At 54.3% G+C, this 18,568-nt stretch carries 17 protein-coding genes; 12 read left to right on the plus strand and 5 right to left on the minus strand.

Features of this window, described 5'->3' with window-relative positions; all coding sequences use genetic code 11:
• The first annotated feature begins 64 nt into the window (after positions 1 to 64).
• The 4 genes from KVT38_RS10470 (at position 65) to KVT38_RS10485 (ending at position 2,881) form a co-directional block, all read left to right on the plus strand.
• Positions 65 to 460, plus strand: coding sequence for a hypothetical protein (locus KVT38_RS10470; protein ID WP_217593656.1), 396 nt, complete (start codon positions 65 to 67; stop codon positions 458 to 460).
• A gap of 144 nt (positions 461 to 604) precedes the next feature.
• The gene (locus tag KVT38_RS10475) at positions 605 to 784 is read left to right on the plus strand and encodes a hypothetical protein (RefSeq protein WP_217593657.1); all 180 of its coding nucleotides are present in this window, start codon (positions 605 to 607) and stop codon (positions 782 to 784) included.
• 105 nt (positions 785 to 889) lie between these two features.
• On the plus strand, positions 890 to 1,780 hold the full coding sequence (locus KVT38_RS10480; RefSeq protein WP_217593658.1) for a LysR family transcriptional regulator: 891 nt from the start codon (positions 890 to 892) through the stop codon (positions 1,778 to 1,780).
• A 114-nt stretch (positions 1,781 to 1,894) separates the two neighbouring features.
• Positions 1,895 to 2,881, plus strand: a complete 987-nt coding sequence (locus tag KVT38_RS10485; RefSeq protein WP_217593659.1) for an SLAC1 anion channel family protein — start codon at positions 1,895 to 1,897, stop codon at positions 2,879 to 2,881.
• Between the two features lie 31 nt (positions 2,882 to 2,912).
• Here KVT38_RS10485 and KVT38_RS10490 read toward each other — a convergent pair whose 3' ends face one another.
• The 3 genes from KVT38_RS10490 to KVT38_RS10500 are packed head-to-tail and all read right to left on the minus strand — an operon-like array spanning position 2,913 to position 6,791.
• Positions 2,913 to 4,010, minus strand: coding sequence for a GerAB/ArcD/ProY family transporter (locus KVT38_RS10490; protein WP_217593660.1), 1,098 nt, complete (start codon positions 4,008 to 4,010; stop codon positions 2,913 to 2,915).
• Between the two features lie 49 nt (positions 4,011 to 4,059).
• The gene (locus KVT38_RS10495) at positions 4,060 to 5,286 is read right to left on the minus strand and encodes a Ger(x)C family spore germination protein (RefSeq protein ID WP_217593661.1); all 1,227 of its coding nucleotides are present in this window, start codon (positions 5,284 to 5,286) and stop codon (positions 4,060 to 4,062) included.
• Positions 5,283 to 6,791, minus strand: a complete 1,509-nt coding sequence (locus KVT38_RS10500) for a spore germination protein (RefSeq protein ID WP_217593662.1) — start codon at positions 6,789 to 6,791, stop codon at positions 5,283 to 5,285. The genes KVT38_RS10495 and KVT38_RS10500 overlap by 4 nt, the downstream gene beginning before the upstream one ends.
• Before the next feature lie 157 nt (positions 6,792 to 6,948).
• On the opposite strand from KVT38_RS10500, the gene KVT38_RS10505 reads away from it, so the two are divergent.
• The 3 genes from KVT38_RS10505 to KVT38_RS10515 all read left to right on the plus strand — a co-directional run bounded on the left by KVT38_RS10505 (position 6,949) and on the right by KVT38_RS10515 (position 10,365).
• The gene (locus KVT38_RS10505; RefSeq protein ID WP_217593663.1) at positions 6,949 to 7,632 is read left to right on the plus strand and encodes a PAS domain-containing protein; all 684 of its coding nucleotides are present in this window, start codon (positions 6,949 to 6,951) and stop codon (positions 7,630 to 7,632) included.
• A gap of 25 nt (positions 7,633 to 7,657) precedes the next feature.
• Positions 7,658 to 9,451 (plus strand): hypothetical protein, encoded by a 1,794-nt coding sequence (locus KVT38_RS10510; RefSeq protein ID WP_217593664.1) that lies wholly within the window; start codon positions 7,658 to 7,660, stop codon positions 9,449 to 9,451.
• A gap of 188 nt (positions 9,452 to 9,639) precedes the next feature.
• Complete coding sequence (locus tag KVT38_RS10515) at positions 9,640 to 10,365, plus strand: YheC/YheD family protein (RefSeq protein WP_217593665.1); 726 nt, start codon at positions 9,640 to 9,642, stop codon at positions 10,363 to 10,365.
• Here KVT38_RS10515 and chrA read toward each other — a convergent pair.
• Entirely contained in the window at positions 10,362 to 11,606 is a 1,245-nt protein-coding gene (gene chrA / locus KVT38_RS10520; RefSeq protein WP_217593666.1) for a chromate efflux transporter, read from the minus strand. The genes KVT38_RS10515 and chrA overlap by 4 nt on opposite strands.
• A gap of 184 nt (positions 11,607 to 11,790) precedes the next feature.
• Here chrA and KVT38_RS10525 point away from each other — a divergent pair, with 184 nt between their 5' ends.
• The 4 genes from KVT38_RS10525 (at position 11,791) to KVT38_RS10540 (ending at position 16,557) form a co-directional block, all read left to right on the plus strand.
• A complete protein-coding gene (locus KVT38_RS10525; protein ID WP_217593667.1) occupies positions 11,791 to 12,156 on the plus strand; it encodes an ArsR/SmtB family transcription factor in 366 nt (121 codons plus the stop codon).
• A 212-nt stretch (positions 12,157 to 12,368) separates the two neighbouring features.
• Positions 12,369 to 12,854 carry an RrF2 family transcriptional regulator gene (locus tag KVT38_RS10530; protein WP_217593668.1) on the plus strand — a complete coding sequence of 162 codons (486 nt, stop codon included), beginning with the start codon at positions 12,369 to 12,371 and terminating at the stop codon, positions 12,852 to 12,854.
• Between the two features lie 134 nt (positions 12,855 to 12,988).
• On the plus strand, positions 12,989 to 14,422 hold the full coding sequence (locus KVT38_RS10535; protein ID WP_217593669.1) for a DHA2 family efflux MFS transporter permease subunit: 1,434 nt from the start codon (positions 12,989 to 12,991) through the stop codon (positions 14,420 to 14,422).
• Positions 14,423 to 14,616: 194 nt separating this feature from the next.
• Complete coding sequence (locus tag KVT38_RS10540) at positions 14,617 to 16,557, plus strand: hypothetical protein (RefSeq protein WP_217593670.1); 1,941 nt, start codon at positions 14,617 to 14,619, stop codon at positions 16,555 to 16,557.
• A gap of 10 nt (positions 16,558 to 16,567) precedes the next feature.
• On the opposite strand, the gene KVT38_RS10545 is transcribed toward KVT38_RS10540, so the two are convergent.
• Positions 16,568 to 17,446 carry a helix-turn-helix domain-containing protein gene (locus KVT38_RS10545; RefSeq protein ID WP_217593671.1) on the minus strand — a complete coding sequence of 293 codons (879 nt, stop codon included), beginning with the start codon at positions 17,444 to 17,446 and terminating at the stop codon, positions 16,568 to 16,570.
• Positions 17,447 to 17,599: 153 nt separating this feature from the next.
• Between KVT38_RS10545 and KVT38_RS10550 the strand changes: the two genes are divergently transcribed.
• Positions 17,600 to 18,523, plus strand: coding sequence for a phytanoyl-CoA dioxygenase family protein (locus tag KVT38_RS10550; protein ID WP_217593672.1), 924 nt, complete (start codon positions 17,600 to 17,602; stop codon positions 18,521 to 18,523).
• Positions 18,524 to 18,568 lie beyond the last annotated feature (45 nt).

Raw genomic sequence — 18,568 nt, forward strand, 5'->3', positions numbered from 1 at the left:
GTTTGTGCCAAATAAACATCGTATGATAGATGAACTTGGACAAGCGCAAGGGAGAAATGGCTAAATGAAATTTCACGGTACTACACGGCGCCAGCTGCGCATCATCATCGCCATCGTCGCAGTGTTCATGCTGGCCGGCTGCGGGGCTTCGGGAAAACAGCAGACGCTTAAATTTTCAGAGGTCACGTTAAGCAGTCAGCCGACGCCGCCTGCGGCAGGGCAAGCGGCGAAGCTCATTGCCACGATCGACAACGAAAAATTTGCAGCGCTGGAAGCTAAGGCTCAATTTCAAATCAATTCCAAAAACGATCTGCCCGGACTGATCGACGCCGTAAAGGAAGGCGACGGCTACACGGCCGACTATACGTTTCCTTCCGACGGGGAATATACGATTACGATTCATCTGATTTATCCGGACGATCACTTCGCGATCACGAAGCAGCTCCGCGTCGGCGGTTAGCGCAGAGCCGAGGACGGCCATGGCACTCCGAGGGTCCATTTCCCTCTATTGGCATATTCGCAGGAGAAATGGACATCCTATGATTCGGCTTTGGTTCGGCTGATGGGATTGATCGAGAAGAGGTTCGGGAGGCAACGACGTTTTATGGCGAACAAAAAAATGTATTATGCATTCGAGGATCCTTTCGGCGATGCGATGGAGTTTCAAGCGACGAGCCTGCGGCAGGCGATGATCATCAAAAAAAAGAAAGCGCAGGCGATCGGCAAACCGAAGGAAGCCTTCGAGCTTACGAGCATACGCAAAAAACCAATCCAGGGCGAGTAGCCCGGCTTGGTTTTTTTTATGCAAGGAAGCGGCTATTGTTCCTGCCAAACGGATGCGTTAGATTTAAAAAACGCGACAGCCGTGTACCGAAGGAGGGGCCGACCGTTGGAATTGAGACAACTGGATTATTTTATCGCGACCTGCGAGGAGCTGCATTTTACGAGAGCGGCCGAGAAGATCGGGATCACGCAGCCTTCCTTGAGCCATCAGATCAAAGCGCTTGAAGACGAGATCGGCGTTCCATTGTTCGACCGGATCGGGAAAAAAATCGCTTTAACCGAAGCCGGAATGATCTTGTATGCGCAGAGCAAACTTGCATTCGGCAATCTTGCGAGCGCCAAAGAGCAAATCCAAGAGCTGCAGCGAATCGAACGCGGCAAGTTGTCGATCGGCGCGCTGCCGGGAGAGCTCAACCAGTTGGTGTCGACGTTGCTGATCGATTACCACCGCGATTATCCCAAAGTCCAAATCAAAATATTGGGCGTCGAGGATGTCGCGACCGGTCTGCTGCAAAACGAATTGGATCTAGCCGTTACGATTTTGCCGATCGAGGACGAGCGGATCGAGACGATCCCTCTGTACAACGAACGGTTTTTCTTCGTCGCGACAGCCGGACATCCTTATGCCGGCCGAAGCGCCATCGATTTTGAAGAAATATTGCGCGTACCGGTCGTAACGTTTCCCGAGACGCATCGCTGCCGCCAATTGGTCGATACGACCTGCGCCAGAGCCGGCCTTCGGCTCCAGCCCTTGATCGAGACGACGACGATCGATTCGTTGTTCGGACTCGTCCGGTCGGGCGCAGGCGGCTCCGTTTTGTCGAAGACGCTGCTCGAGATGTATAACTACGACGATTTAGTTTGCATTCCGATTCAAAATCCCAGCCTGACGAGAGAAGTGGGCATGGCATACCTTCGCGATAAATATATGGGGAAGGCTTCGCAGGGCTTTATCGAACTCATGCAAACACAAGTGAAAATGCTCAAAGTAAAATGATGAGCGATCTCTGAACTGCGGGTCTCGTCTATCGTTCACATAGAAATAACGATATTGATCTATCAACACTTCTCCCCCTACAATGAAACGACAGGAAAAGGGGGAGAGAGATACATGCGTGAAATAACTGCTGAATTAAAGTTGTCGGCCCTGGGCTCCATTCAGTTTCTTCCGGTCAATCTGTTTGCATCGGTAATGGGATTTTCAGGTCTTACCTTGGCTTGGAGAGAAGCAATCGAGCTGTTCGGCGCGCCTGCCGCGATCGCGGACATTTTCGGAGGGATGGCTGTCGTCTTATTCATGACGCTCAGTATCGGTTATTCGTTCAAATGGTTTTTATATCCGCAGACCGTAAAGGAAGAATTCGTGCACCCGATTGCAAGCCATTTTTTCGGAACGATCACGATTTCCGTCCTGTTGCTATCCTCCGTCATCGGCAGCTATAGCCCGCTTGCCGGACAAGCGATCTGGATCGCCGGGGCGACGGCAACTTTAGCGCTTAGCTATATGTTCGTCGCACGACTGATGAACGGCAACCGCGAACGCGGCCATTCAGTTCCGGCCATGCTCGTCCCCGTGGTCGGCACGCTCGACATTGCGGTCGCAGGCGGCACGATGCCGTTCCCGTGGGCGCATGAGGTCAATATGCTGTCGCTTGCGATCGGCGGGATGTTCGCGCTCGTATATTTCACATTCATAATGTCCAGATTGATTCACGAAGCCCCGCTCCCGAAGACGATGGCGCCTTCCTTGTTGATTCTGATCGCGCCGTTCGAGGTCGGATTTCTAGGCTATTCGAACGTTACGGGACGCATCGATGCGTTCGCCTCCGCGCTGTTTTACTTCGGACTGTTTTTGTTTGTCGTCCTGTTCTTCAAAGTATTCAACAAATCCATCCCGTTTGGCGCTTCGTGGTGGGGCGTGAGCTTCCCGATGGCCGCGCTCGGCATCGCAGCCTTAAAATACGCGTTGTTCTTGCGAGCTTGGCCTTTGATGCTCCTGTCCGCGGCCTTGTTGGGTTTACTCAGCATCGTGTTGGTCATTCTGCTTTACCGGACGATAAGATTGCTGCTAGGCGGCAAGCTTCTCGCAGGGAAATGAAGGTCGCATCGGATGATAAGCGCAGGCTCGGTCAGCCATGACCGGGCCTTCTTTTGCCGAGATCGAGCTTCATCGCGATGAACAGGAGGAGCGGCAGAACGATCTGAAAAATCGTGAACCAGTAAGTGACGACCTTGCCCAGCCAGATGTGATGCGTATAGTTGGGCGATATAAAGGAAAGGCCGTAAATCAACAAGCCGGTCCCAAAGACGCCCTTCCGGTATCCGATCCCCGTCAATTGGCTGATGCCCGTCGCCGCACCGGTAAAAAAAGCCGCGAGCTTGAGGCCGAGCCCCAGGAAAAGCACGAATACGAAGAAGATGTCCATACGCTCGAATACTTGCGAAAACTCGATCAGCTGAACGCTTTCCAATAACGGAAAAGTAACTCTTTCCGCGATGGACTGCCCGAGCACGAACAGTATCAGCTGGTTCATGGCGATCAGGAAAATCGATACGGCCGCGTAAGTGAGATAGACGGTCCGCGTGAAGTTGCGATTCTGCGTGCGAACAAGGGGGAAAAAGACGAGAAACAAGACCGTCTGACCGAACGGAAAAGAGACCAGACTGGGAAAGGCAGCCCTGAAAACCGGCCGCCACCCGTTTTCCAGCACGGGAAATAAATTTTCAGCATGGATCAAATGTTGACCTGTCAGCAAGAATATGAGCAGCAAATAACCGACGATAACAAAAGGAAAGAGGACAAGCGAACAAAGGAATAAGATTCGCCCGCCATACCTTGCCGTATTGGACACGACGGCGACCGAAAGCAATGCGATAACGAACAAAGGCGTATCGTTGAGCAAAATCTGCGAAGTTAGCTCGACCAAATCCCGCAAATTGCGGGAGGCTTCGTAAGCGAAATAACCGAAAAAAGCAAACCCGACCGCCTTGCCCAGCCATTTGCCCATATAGGTTCGACAGAGCGAAAACAGGTCTCGCGCCGGGTCCATTCGATGCATGGCCAGATAGAGCGCGAGCAAAACGAAGCCGGCGGCCGAAGCCATCGTCATGGCGATCCATGCGTCCTGCTTGGCTTCGGCAGCCAGGAGAAAAAGCGTCGAGCTGCCGATCTCGTAAAGGGCCAGACAAGCGATTAAACTCGAGGGTTGTGTCGTTCGATTATCCATATGCGATGCACCTTCCTCCGAAACGCCAAGCCCGCTTCAGTTCATCTTGTCAGGGCTGATTTTCGCTCACCGTATTGGTCAGCATGCCCGTGTTTTCAAGCGTCGCCTGGACGCGCACATCCAGATCGACCTGATCGAGCCGTTGCTCCCAGTCCTGCTTCGCCTTGTTCCATGCAGTCGGATATTTTCGATGGATTTTGTCCGCGAATTCCGCCAGATCGACATGGAGACGCTGCGAGGCAGCCCACCCCCTTCGTATATCTTCGATTACGACGCTTTCGATCGATTTCTCCAACGCCTCAACCGTGGATGGAGCGGACAGACGCCTCGCGCAAGAAGATTCGATTAATGCGCCCTTGACTTTGACCCGTACCTTCATTTGAAACGCATCGCCGGACTTAACGGGCCTAACGCGCGTGCTGGCGGTTCTAACTTGATAAGTACCGCGTTCCTGGTCCGACTTCGCACCTGGGCATGGGAATGCGATCGTCGTTTTTTTAATCCGACCGTTCAACCAGTCCAAGCCGTAGCTCTCGTTCCGCTCGAGCCATCCGACCTGCTTGTCTCCCTTAAATACGCCTAGCCGCATCAGACGAAGCTTCGTCGGCACGACGGCCGTTTTGAAGGCATCAACACCTTCTAAGGCTTTCTCGTCTCCTCCGTCTACGCGGCGAATGCCGATTTCGGGTACGAGAATCGCGTTTGAATCGGCGTAAAGGCTTTTGACTATATCAAACACGCGAACGGCCGGCATAGAGCCCGAAGTTTCCTGATTGGTTGTCAGGATCGTTGCGATCGCCGTTCCCGGCAGTTTTTCCGGCGGCACGAATTGACGCAAAATCCGGGAAGCTTCTCCGTCAGTAACGGTCACCAACACGGTTTCCCGCGCGTCGAAGCTTCGCAAATACAAATCGAGTATTTCGGATATCCCGCTGCGCGCTGCCTCCTTACCCAACACGAGCACGTCTGTGTGAGAAAAATAGAGCTGCCGGGTAAACTCCAGATTCGCGCGGCTGGCCGCCTCCCGGATCGTGCTGCCGCGCGAGGAAAATACATGTACCGAAGACTGCGAGCTGCTCGCCGTGCCGCCGCCGCTGGCGCCGGTCCACATCGCGGAGGGTACGATCACTTGATAGGTTACCGTCCATTCGTTGCCCGACCGGTCGATGCCGGTCGCGGCGGTGATGCCCAGCTGGTTCAATTCTCTGCGGTCCCAGCAGCCCGATAGCAGGCAGCAGGCTGTCAGCGCACAGAGCGATAAGTACCGTTTTTTCATGTACGGTTACCCTCTCCATGTCGATTACGCTTAGGCTGACGTCTCGGATTGCGACTGCCTATCACAGCAGGCCGTTGCTTCAGGACTCTCCAAGGCATTCGAAAAAACAAATCCTTGAAATTGCCCCAATTCAAAGGAGCGATCGGCAGCAAGTAAGGTACGCCGAAGGAGCGGAGCGCGACGAGATGAAGGAGGAGCGGTATCATCCCGATAAGCACGCCGAACAAGCCGAACGAGCCCGCAAGCAGCATCAGCAGGAAACGCATCAAGCGAATAGCCGCCGACATCCCCAGCGCCGGAATGACGAAGCTCGCGATGGCGGTAAAAGATACGATGATGACCATCGCGCCCGACACCAGGCCGGCCTGGACGGCAGCTTGACCGAGCACGAGCGCGCCTACGATCGAAATGGCCGGTCCGATGACCCTGGGCATGCGTATGCCGGCCTCGCGGATGACTTCGAAGGTGAGCTCCATGAGCAGCGCCTCGAGCAGCGCAGGCAGCGGTATGCCTTCTCGCTGTGCGGCCAGACTGATCAGCATCGTCGTCGGTATCATCTCTTGCTGAAATGTCGTCACGGCGATATAAAGCGAAGGAAGGAGGAGACTGACGAAAAACGAAAAGAATCGGATCATGCGGACGAATGAGGCGATATCGTGTCGTTGATAGTAGTCCTCGCTCGACAGAAAGAACTTAAAAAAAGTGACGGGCAAAAGCAAAGCGAACGGCGTACCGTCGACGAGTACGGCGGCATGGCCTTCGAGCAGATAGGCGGAGACGGAGTCCGGCCGCTCCGTATTCTGAATTGTCGGAAAGGGCGTCCATGCCGTATCCTGGATTAATTCCTCGATATAGCCGCTCTCGAGGATGCTGTCGATATCGATCTTATCAAGACGACGGCGAAGCTCATCCAATATGACGGGCTGCACGATGCCGTGAATATAAACGACAGCGATTTTCGTTCGCGTATAGCGACCAAGGATACGATCCTCGATTCGCAAATCGGGCGTGCGAAGTCTTCTGCGTACCAGTGAAAGGTTGTCTGCCAGATTTTCCGTAAAGCCGTCTTTCGGTCCCCGAACGACCGTCTGGGAAGACGGCTCCTCGATGGAACGGGAGGGACCGCCGGGAATGGCCACAGACAGTCCGCCCGAGCGTCCGGCCCCGATAATGACGACTTCTCCGTTCAGCATCGCCTGAACGAGCGAATCCTCGGTTGCCGCATCCGCCAGTGCGCCGACAGGTACGCGAGAGGCAAGCGATGCCGCCAGATCGGAAGGATGGACAGCATCTTCCCGGGCTTCCGCCACGACCGCCTCCAGCAAGAATGCCAGCAAGCTTTTGTCCACCAATCCGTCGATGTAGCAAACGGCATATTTATCAATCCTGTTCCGTTCGTCTTGAATAAGCCTGACAATAAAGTCCGAACTTCCCCCTAATCGGCAGCGAAGTTCTTCGACGATGGAAGAAAGATCTCCGTTATCCAATCCGTCCAACTTTACCATCCTTTCTAACCCGAACCGCCGAACATCATTAAGTTGTCCAATATTCCCGTATTTAACCTGTCGCGCAAATTGTACCTAATTTGACTTGGCTGTCTTTTATGAACCTGAAGAGTCGGTATATAATTAGCCTATGCAATTAACCAGAGGGCGGAAAAACATGCTGTTAAATAACGTGCTTTCATCGCAAGACCTTTTTCAAAGCTACTTCGAGCACCATCCGGACGGACAGCTTCTCATCGATGCCGAGGGCCGCATTCGGCAGGCCAACACGGCGATCCTGTCGATGCTGGCGTTCGAGCGGGAAGAGCTGCTGCAGACGTCCCTGGATCGATACATCGACCCCGCCGGCGCGATCGGGTTCGGCGACAGCCGCATGGCCGCTTCGAAGCTCGAATGCAGCGCTCGTCATTCTCAGGGACATTTGATCGAGGTCAGGCTCACCTGCGTGCCGCTTCGAAGCGACGAACCGCAGGCCGGCTGGCTCATCACCATCGAGAAGCTGGAGCGTCCCCGGTATATCGTCTCCGTCTTTTCGCCGGACGGCGTATTTACGTACATATCGCCGTCGGTCACCGCGCTGCTCGGCTATTTGCCGGAAGAAGTCATAGGCAAGCCCGCGGCGGCGTTTAACCCGCCGGAGGAAATCATGAGGCTGGTCGAATTCCGCGGCCTCTCGTATATTCAGCGCGATTCGGTACGGTTTGTCGGGCGGGTTCGCCACAAGAACGGCGAATACCGTCTGTACGAGACGACGTCCGAATACGTTCGGGACGAAGCCGGGGAGATCGTCCAGACGATCTGCATCGGGCGCGACATTACAGGTGTTCGGCCAGTGGATTAGCGGAGATACGCAGGGGAGGTCACAGATGATGTTCGATCGTGCGAACAAACCGTCCGCGCGGATATCGCTGCAGCGAACGGCCCAAGCGGGTCCTGTTAGAGGCGATACCGATCGCTTGAAAGCCGCAAGCCATCTGCCCCGGCTGCAGCAAGCGGTCGGCAATCGCGGATTGCTTGGCATGCTGCGCGGCGTCGACGTGCCGACTTCGGCGAATGTACGTTCGCAAGGCGCCGCCGATCCGGTTGCGCAGGGGAAGTTCGTGACGGAATCGGGGGAAGCGGACAACGGCGAAGAAGAGCGTATCGCGCAGCTGCTCCGTACATTTATGGAGTGGAAGCGCGACGATATGGATATGACCGCGCTGTACGATCCGATCTTGAGGGACTTTGAAGCGAATCGAACGAAAAACGAGTCGGTGTCGCTGACCGGCTGGATGGCCAAACACAGCGGCGCGCTCACGGCCGCGGAGGAAATGCTCCGCACACGCAGCACGGGCGAGCCTCAGGGCGGCATGGAAATCGAAGGAGACGCCAAAGTCCTGCCTCAAAAGCGAAAGCGCAAAGAAAGCGCAGGAAGATCCGACAATAAAAAGCGAAAGCTGGATGTCGACGTCAAACCGAAGAAAACGATATATTCCTCGGATGTCGAGGAGAGCAGCGACGACGAAACGACGGAGCTGGACGCCAAGCAGAAGCTTCAAATTTTGATGAATCTGACGGCCTCCAATATGGATATCCTCCGCTCTGCGTTTTTGGAATCGACAAAAGACGAGCATCGGTTCGACGAGCCGCTTCACCGGAAAATTTATTCGGCCGACCGCAGCAGCAATGTTCCTAAAATCGCGGATTTGTCGACCCAAGATTATTTTTATATTGGCGAACAGCGGCTTCGAATTGGGGATAGCACCGGCCACTTTATTCAAGCCGGAGGCAATGCGGAGACGCGAGGCAAAACGATCAAGGAACCGCCCCCCGATTACGACAAGCTTGTCGAAGCCATGTTGAATATGGCCAAGGATCCAAGCGCGGCCTCCCTGTATAAGCTGGCGACGGGCGCCGACCTGGACGACAAAGAGAAATTCGAGGACCGTGAGCTGGCGGCGATTATGCTGTACTATCTGAATCACAACGTATCGAAGTCGCATACCGTCCGAAGCAATCTGACCGAGCATCTTCAAAAGTTCGTGAGCGTCGTGGGCATCTCCGAGCTGACGCGCAGCTTTGAGGCCGGCGGCTCATCCAGCTATTCGGCGGAGACGCTCGTCAAGATGATGCTGAAGTGTGTCATCGACGGCACGGTATCCTCTTTGCAGGCCGTCTTCTACGAAGGAAACGGCGGCATGGACAGTCTGTTCCTAGGCGCGCCAAGCGCCGAGCGCAGCAAAGATGGGCTCGGCGGGGCAACGGTACTGCGGAATCCGTTCGCCTACGAGGAAAATCTCGAACGCCAGATGAGTCCTACGCCACACAATAAAAAAGCGTTCAAAGCGCTGCTGAACGCCGTGAGCTCCGGTTCGAAGACCGAGCTTAAACCGATTGACGAAAAAGAGAAGGCACGATTGAGAGAGGACAAACAAGCGCGCCAGCTGAAAGTGGTTCGAAGGCTGATTCAAACGATCCAAAAGACGAAGATGCCAAAAAGCGTGTTTGCGTTGAACGATTTTTTGAACGATGCCAACGGTACGCTGGGCAAGCTGTCGAAGCGTCTGAAGGGATATACCAAAACGTACGCGGACAATCCAGAAGCGCTGGCCCTCATCCGAAAAGGCTGGAAGGCGTTGGCCGCCAAGAAGCGGGAGGCGCAGAACATCAAGTTTTAACGATTGCCTGTCCGAGCTTCGACGTGGGATCCGAAGGAACCTCGGAGCCCATTGTTCGCCGCAGGCTTTTTCATAGCCCTCATGCAAGAATTAACTTTCGAAGCATACCGGTATATGAGGCCAAGACGGCAAAGATGAAGACGAATAGGATAGGAGGGACTTGAGACAAATCGGAGGGGAAGCCGGCGATGGTTCGACGCATATCGAGCAAGTGGGCGAAAACGAATGCAATAAGACGTAATCGAGAGGTAGCGCGGCACTTGCCGGAAACTTCAAAATTGACGGCCGATCACTTAAAGCGCATGCTTGATCGCTACAAGATGGTGTATGTCAAACCCGACCGCGGCTCCTACGGCAATGGCGTGATGCGGGTCGAAAAGAGCGGCGCGGGCTATCGCTATCAGGCAGGCCGCAAAATCGTCAAGTTTCGCCGTTTCGAAGCTTTATTCGGCGCGTTGCGCCGGTTAACGCGAGGAAAAACGTATTTGGTTCAAAAAGGCATTCATCTGCTTCGCTATCGCGGCAACCGCTTCGACCTGCGCGTCATGACCCAGCTTTCCCCGAAAAAGCGTTGGGAAACGACCGGCATCATCGGCCGGGCGGCCGCCAAGGGCAAAATCGTCACCAACTATCACAATGGCGGCAAGGTATATACAGCGGAAACGCTGTTAAAGCCGCACACAACGAATGTACATGCACAGCTTAAGTCGCTGGCCCGGCTCGGCGTTCAAACGGGACGCTCGCTTCGAAAATCGTTTCCAGGCATTTCGGAAATCGGGCTCGATATCGCGATGGACAAATCGCTCAAGCCTTGGATTCTCGAGGTGAACACCAAGCCGGACCCCTATATTTTCCTTAAGCACCCAAACCGCGCGATTTTCAACAAAATCAGACGTTACCAAACCGCTCGCTAAATGAATAAATGCTGAGTCAGCAGTCCGCCGGCGGCGCCCAGCACCACGACTATCCAGGGAGGCGACTTCCAGAAAACGAGCAGCACGAACAAGAGGGCGGCGAGCGCAAAATCCGCAGGGGATAAAATCGCCGTCGTCCACAGCGGATTGTAAAGCGCAGCCAGCAAAATGCCGACGACCGCCGCATTTATGCCGACCAGAGCGCCTTGAACCCGCGCGCTGCTACGGAGCGAGATCCAGAAAGGCAGCGCGCCGACGACGAGCAGGAAGGCCGGCAAAAAGATGGCCAAGGTCGCGATAATCGCACCCGTTATCCCGCTTGTCATCGCGCCCAAATAAGAGGCAAACGTAAAAAGCGGGCCCGGAACGGCTTGTGCGGCGCCATATCCCGCCAGAAAGTCTTCTTTGCCGACCCAGCCGGAGGGAACGACTTCTTGCTCCAGCAGCGGCAGCACGACATGGCCGCCGCCGAATACGAGGGAGCCGGATCTATAAAAGCTGTCGAATAAGGCGAGCCCCTCCGAAGGGTAAAGACTTTGCAGCAGCGGCAAAACGATCAGCAGTCCGAAATACGCAGCCAGACACGCATAAGCGACGCTTCGGCGAATCGGGACGGCGAGCAGGGGCGCTTGCTCTGCCGCCGATTTGCGGTACATCCATAATCCTGCGAGCGCCGCTGCCGCGATGATCAGCACTTGGCTGAGCACGGATTGCCACAACAACGCTACCGATGCCGCGATGACGGCCAGGGTAGCTCTTTTTTTATCCGGCGCCAATTTTTGACCCATGCCGAGGACGGCTTGCGCGACTATAGCGACTGCGACGAGCTTGAGCCCGTGGATCCAGCCTGCCTGGCCGATATCCATGCCCTTCATTAACGTTGCAAACACGACTAGCGCAACGACGGATGGAAGCGTAAAGCCGCACCACGCTACCAGTCCGCCCAGCAAGCCGGCGCGAATGACACCGATGCCGATGCCGACCTGGCTGCTCGCGGGCCCGGGCAAAAATTGACAGAGCGCCACGAGGTCCGCATAGCTTTTTTCATCCAGCCAGCGGCGCTTGCGTATGTACTCATTATGGAAATACCCGAGATGGGCGATCGGGCCGCCGAACGAAGTCAGACCGAGCTTCGCAGATACCGCAAGAACTTCAGGCAGCGCACGCCATCCGGATGGAGAACGCCGCTGATCGGGCGCCAATTCGTTCGTGTTCACTTGCCGTGGTACCTCCTTCGCCATAGATTAAGCAGTCGTATGTAAACCTTGTTTTCCATCGATTCTATTGTCCACGATGGTTGCGCTTTCCGTCTACATCGGATGAAGAACAAACCGGTCTTAACCGGGAGGCTAATCGTAATCTTTTCTAATTACTTGGCTGTCTGGTATAATGAATCATCGCTTACGGAAGAAACGAGGTGCCGGAATGCAGCAGCCGATCGCGGAAGATTGCGAAGTGTCGTGCGGCGGTTCGGAAGCCGATCTGGCTCGAATCAAGGCGGAGATGATCCGCGAACCGCTCATTCAAGATATCGCAGAATGGTTCAAAGCGCTCAGCGATCCGACGAGGGTCAAAATCATTAGCGCGCTCATGGGACGCGAGCTGTGCGTTCACGATTTGTCGGAGCTCCTGGAAATGGGACAATCGGCCGTGTCGCACCAGCTGAGATACTTAAGGAACCTGCGCATGGTCAAACGGCGAAAAGCCGGAAAAACCGTCTATTACTCCCTGGACGACTCGCATATCGAGGAGATCATTCAGGTGACGCTGGAGCATTTGAAGCACAAATAATCAGGTAGGGGGCTCGTACCGTGCAGGGAATCGTAATTTCCTGCACGGTACGAGCTTTTCGTTTGTAACAGAGCGATGTACGTTCAAGGTTCAAGTTTTATGGATCAGGAAGCGAAGTTCGGATTAAATTCGTTTTGCAATTTGAAAGTAAATCGTATATTATGGATATCAAAGGTCTTTATTAACCATATTCTTGGGGGGGAGGGGGAACCGTGCAGTTCTCCAAAAGCACAGATTATGCCCTACATTCCTTAATTCATCTGGGAAACTCGGAGCGTTGCAACAACGTCGGGATCAAGGAATTATCGGCGGAGCTTGGCGTTTCCGAAAGCTATTTATCCAAAATCATGTCTAAGCTGAGGCGGGATGGAATCGTACGTGCAGTGCCAGGGGTGAACGGCGGTTACGAGCTTGCACGGCCGGCGGATCAGATCACGTTTCTTGATGTGATTCAAGTAATTGAAGGCAGACAAAAGTTGTTCGAATGTTCCAATTCGAGTTCGCGGCAGCATCGATTGTTAGCGGAAGAGGGACCGGCACTGCGGGATCCGAAACGTCCAGAAAAAAACGACTGTTTGGTTGAAAAAGTGATGTACGGCGCTGAGCAGCATTTATACCAATACCTGAGGGAACAAACGGTCCAGTCGGTACTGGATAATGCTTTCAAGCGTTGTACCCATGGGGCAAACAAGAATTGATACGTGTCTTGCGCTTTAATTGTGGATATTATAGATCGATTAAGGACTCGATAAACCATTATATAGTTTGATGGGCGCATTTGTCGCTGCGGTCATAAACAATGAGCTAAAAACAGAGGCTTGGGGGAGAAAAAATGAGTAATTTGAACAATATCAAGCGCGGCCCGATTATGCTTGCCCTGATTATCGGTCTGTTCGTCGCCGCTTTGAACGAAACGTTGATGGGTAATGCCCTTCCCGAATTGATGAAATCGTTTGATGTGTCTGCGGCGACGGCCCAGTGGCTGTCCACTGCCTTTATGCTCGTCGTTGGCGTGCTTGTTCCGGTGACGGCAATTTTGCAGCAGTGGTTCACGACCCGAAAAATTTTTCTATCAGCGATGGGCCTGTTCTTTGTCGGTACATTGATCGCAGCGGTGTCGCCGACATTCAGCGTGCTGCTAATCGGACGGATTATTCAGGCAATCGGGACCGGCATGCTACTGCCGCTTGTCATGAACGTCATCATGACCATTTTTCCGCCGGAAAAGCGGGGTGGAGCGATGGGGACGTTAGGGCTCGTCGTCATGTTCGCGCCGGCGATTGGCCCGACCGTATCGGGTTTAATCGTTGATGGTCTTTCGTGGCGCTGGCTGTTTTACCTCGTAACACCGTTTGCACTTCTCTCCGTTATAATCGGAGCCGCTGTGCTTAAGAATGTGTCGGAAGTCACCAAACCGCGCGTAGATTTCTTATCCATCGTATTGTCGACGATCGGCTTTGGCGGAATCGTCTATGGGTTCAGCAGTGCAGGCGAACGCGGTTGGTCGGAACCGGCAGTCATCTGGACGATCGCGGCGGGTGGCGTTGCGTTGTTGCTGTTCGTCTGGAGGCAGCTCATATTGAAGCAACCCGTCATGGATTTACGGGCTTTTAAATATCCGACATTTGCGCTTGTCGCGGTGCTGTTGTTTATGCTTATGATGACTTTTTTCTCATCGGCCATCATGCTTCCGATGTTTATGCAAGGCGTGCTCCTGGTAACGGCATTCAAGTCCGGTTTGATCCTTCTTCCTGGAGGAATCATCAATGGATTCATGGCCCCAGTCTCAGGCAAGCTGTTTGACAAGTTCGGACCGCGCGTTCTGGTCGTCCCTGGATTGGTCATAGCTGTTATCTCACTGTGGCAATTCACCCGATTCGACGAAACGACGAGCACCGGCTTCCTCGTGACCATTCACATCGCGCTGATGATTGGCATCGCGCTAGTCATGATGCCTGCACAGACGGCAGGACTTAACCAGTTGCCAAATCATTTGCACCCGCACGGGACTGCGATCTTGAATACATTGCAGCAGGTGTCTGGTGCAATCGGCACTGCCCTATATATCAGTATTATGTCGAGCAGGCAGAAGCAGTATTTGAGCGATGCAAGCGATCCGCAGGCTCCGGCGGAAATCGTTAAAGGGCTCGCATCCGGCATTAACAACGCATTCTGGTTCGGCGTCATCATCGCGCTCGTCGCGCTTGTGTTCGGTCTCTTTATCCATAAAGGGAAATCGCCGGAGCAAGAACAGGCGGCTGGATGAATTAGTCGATCCGTTCGAATAGGGCGCTTCATCAACGATGAGGAACGGTAGGGCGTGGCAACTCTTATAACGTGAATAAAACAAGCGTTCTTAAGCGGCTTCCAAATAATAGGATGCCGCTTTGTTTATATCATTTTGCCCATTCGGGGTAATAGTGTTTTGCGGCAACCACTTTCTTTAGGAGGCGAACTAAGATGGCCACACAGCTGCCTATGCGCAAAACGAAGCAAGAACAAGCGACGCCATCTCCTCAAAAAAATCTCCATCTCGTTCAAGTCATGCCGACGATGCCCAAACCGTTCGAGATCAGGGATTGGCGGGAGAAGGCGAAGGCGTTCGACCGGTTCGCTTTCGACTTCGACCGCAAAGGCGACTATCTGCCGGTCATTTGGCGTGACAGAACACACTACAATATGGATGAGGATACTTTCGGCCTTATGTCCTACGTCGGCAAGTCGGATCAAGGCGGCAACGGCTCGCAGGAAGCGATCACGGTTATGGCAGCCGTACTCGGCGCGACGCTGGTCGGCATCGACAAGAGCGATCAAGATGGCAACAATTACGTAAAAATGCTGCAAACTTTTTTCCGTAAAGAAGAAGGCGTATTCGTCTGGTATCCTTGTATACCAAGCGGGGATACGTTCTGGTACGAGATTCAGGCGAATATTTTGTACGCCGTTTTATCTTATTTTTATCCGAATCAGCCGGAAATGGAGGCGCTCGTCCGTTCGTCTGCGGACCGCTGGGTCGAAGCGGTGAAGATCATGACGGACGAAGACGGGCGGCTCAACTTTAACTATACCTCGTTCGACTTCAAAAATATGGAGCCTGTCGACAACGGCAAATGGAAGGAGCCGGATGCGGCTTCGGGCGTTGCGATGCTCATGTACCTGGCCTTTCTCCGCTTCGGCGATCAAAAGTATCTGGATACGGCCGACGCATGCCTGGATTTTCTCGACGATCAGGAGGACAATCCCTATTACGAGCTGCTCATGTACTATTCGCCTTATTTGGCGGCCCGCATGGAAGTCGAACAGGGGACAAGCCATGATATTACGAAGTACATCAACTGGATTTTCGACGGCGGCGTGGAGATTCGACCGGATTGGGGCATGTGCATCGAGCGATGGGGAAATTACGACATGCACGGCTTGGTCGGCAATCTGAAGGATTTCGGCGGCTATATTTTCGTTATGAACGGATTTTTTCTGTTCAGCACGCTGGCGCCTTTGCTCCGTTACGATTCGCGTTACGCGCGCACGGTCGGCAAATGGATGCTGAACGTCGCCAACCAGTCCCGCATGTTCTACGCGGACGGCCTGCCGGCGGACAAGCAGTCTGGTGCGGACTGGGAAGGAGACCCCGAACATGCGCTTCCGTACGAAGGCATCCGTAAAGAATACGAGGGCAAGTCGCCCTATGCGAGCGGAGACGCTACCGTGATCGGGTGGGGGCCGCTCGACTTTTCGGTATACAGCGGCAGCCACGTCGGATTTATGGGCGCGCTGATCGAGAAGACAAACATCGAGGGGATACTGAAGATCGATTGCCTGAAAACGGATTATTACCATAAGGAAGCCTACCCGACCTTCTTGTACTACAATCCGTTCGGCTCTGCGCAGACGATCGAGATCAACGGGCTTGGACAGGATGCGGTCGACCTCTACGACACGGTGAGCGGCCGATTTCTGGCGCAGTCGGTTACCGGAACCGCGACGTTCGTCGTTCCGGCCGAAGACGCGGTCCTACTGGTCGTCGCGCCTGCCGGAGGAAGGCAGGAACGCAAAAACGGGCAGTTGTGGATCGACGGCGTCTATGTCGCTCCCGCTCCGAAGGCTGCCGTCAACATGCGGGGGATACAGGACCGGCAGAAGGTCAATAACGTATTGAAGATCGACGTGGATGCCGGCGTGCCCGAGGGAGAATCGATCAAACGGTTCACCTTCCGGTTCGGAAGCAAAATTTTGTACGAAGGCAGCACAGTACCCGAGCCGCTTTATCTCGATACGCTTCGTTTCCACAACGGGTTTTATCATCTCCGCGTCGAGCTCGAAGCCTCCGGCGGCAGCTCCGACTTCTGTGAAATCGGCGTCATGGTCGAAAATCCGAGCAACCCGCTCTCGCAGCCGAACTGAACGACGTCGCCTAAACTTTATATGTAACGAGCGCCGAGCAAAACTGGGACAGACTCGTCCCGGTTTTTTTCTTGAACATTTTCCCGAACGTATGTACGTCCGCGTACCCGACCAGACCTGCGATCTCGCTTATGGACAGGTTCGTCTGCAGCGCCAGTTCCCTTGCTTTTTGAATGCGCACCCATGTCACGTACTGCATCGGCGTAAGGCCGAATTGCCGTTTGAACTGTACGATGATGTAGTTGCGGCTTAAGCCCGCGATCCGCTCCAGATCGCTATGCCGGATGTTTTCGGCGTAGTGTTCGCGGATGTAATTTTGCGCAAGCAGCAGCTTGGCTTTCGTCCGCTCTTCGGCCGCGGAGCCTGCTTGCGCCCGATTCCCTCCCGCAGCCGCCTCGCCCAGCACTTCGAGCAGCAGACCTTTCGCTTGCAGCTGCGCGGAAAGCTCGGGCTGCCGATACAGATGCACGAGCCGAAGGAGCTTCTTCTCGAACTCCGTGCCCGCAAAGTTGCCGAGCAGATGCTTGTCTCCGAATAACGGGAGGACTGGAAAGTCAGTCGCACCAAAATGGAATACGAAGGAAAGACATACGTAAGGCTCTCCCTCCATAGTCAGGATGGAGTGAGGCTCTCCGGGACGGTGGAACAGGAGGTCGCCCTTGGCCGTCGGATACGGTTGCCCGTTAACCGGATAGTCCGCTCTGCCCTCAACGACGTATTGAAGGACATACTGCCCCATCGTCCGGTTGTGAATCGCCCAGCCCGCCGGCGCATCGAACAGATGCGCGAGAGAAATGAATGGGGGATATTGAAAATCCGGCTGATCCGGATGCGTATCGTTCGTTCGCGGGCCGCCGGGTGCCGTTAGATTTTCTTCTTCCTCGCTCATCGTCATCGCTCCTTTTCTCAATGGTACTTTCTTTATCGTATAGGAAAGTGATTTTGGCAACAAGCTTCCCTATTCGAACCAAATACTTCGGATATCCGATTCGATAAAATCGAAGTCGAAGCACAATAGACGATTAAAAAAGGAGACGATTCGATGAGCAAGTCGCAGACAGATATGATCTATGCAGACGCGCGCACGCAAAGCAGCATTACGGAGGAGCAGGCCCAGTTTTTTATGGACAACGGATTTCTGGTCATCAAGGGAGCGCTCCGGGGCGAAGAGCTAAAAATCGTTCAGGACGAGATGGAAAAGCTGGTGGCCAAAGGCGTAGCCGGCGTTCAGGACGACCCCGACTATATGTACGGCAAGGGGGGCAAATCCGGCCGCAACATTTTGCGCCGCATCGAGTATGTGATCGACAAAAGCGATCCGATGAAGGCGCTGCTCGGCCATCCTTTTATTTTGCGCTCAGTCGAAAAGCTGCAAGGCCGAAACTTCATTCCGACGTGGGACTCGATGGTGCTCAAAATGCCGGACGAAGGCATCATCGTACCGTGGCATCGCGATGCAGAGGTTCCGGAAGGGTGCACGGATTCTCGTCCGATTTTTAATGTCGACTTTTATCTGGATGCGGCCGATCTGGCGACCTGTCTGTGGGTAATCCCGGGCAGCAACAAGTGGTCGAAGGAAGCGTGCAAAGCGCGGATCGAACAAGACGGCGCCGACCGCTTCAGCACGGAGGATGCGATTCCGGTTCCATTGGAAGCGGGCGACGCAATTTTCCACGATATCACTGTGCTGCACGGTTCCCCGGCGGGCGACGGCAATCCGCTTCGACGGACGGTCTATTACGAATTCCGCCCGGGCGAGATCGAGTGGGACTTCGGTCCGCACACCCGCGAGTATCTCGGCCTGAAGCAGCAAATGTTGCTTGCGTGCCTGGACCGCCGGGCAGCGGTGCCTTACGCGCAAGGCGAGGAGCCGTTCGTTTACGATCCGGTGGGAGCGCTTGCCTTGGGCGAACGGAAGACGTCGAACACGTTCAGATATCCGCATTTAAGCTATTGGAGAGACTGATTCGCAACCGAATAAGCGTTTGGAGGCCGGTGCACTGCTGCATCG

It is taken from the genome of Cohnella sp. GbtcB17 (assembly GCF_019091135.1).
Lineage (GTDB): Bacteria > Bacillota > Bacilli > Paenibacillales > Paenibacillaceae > Cohnella.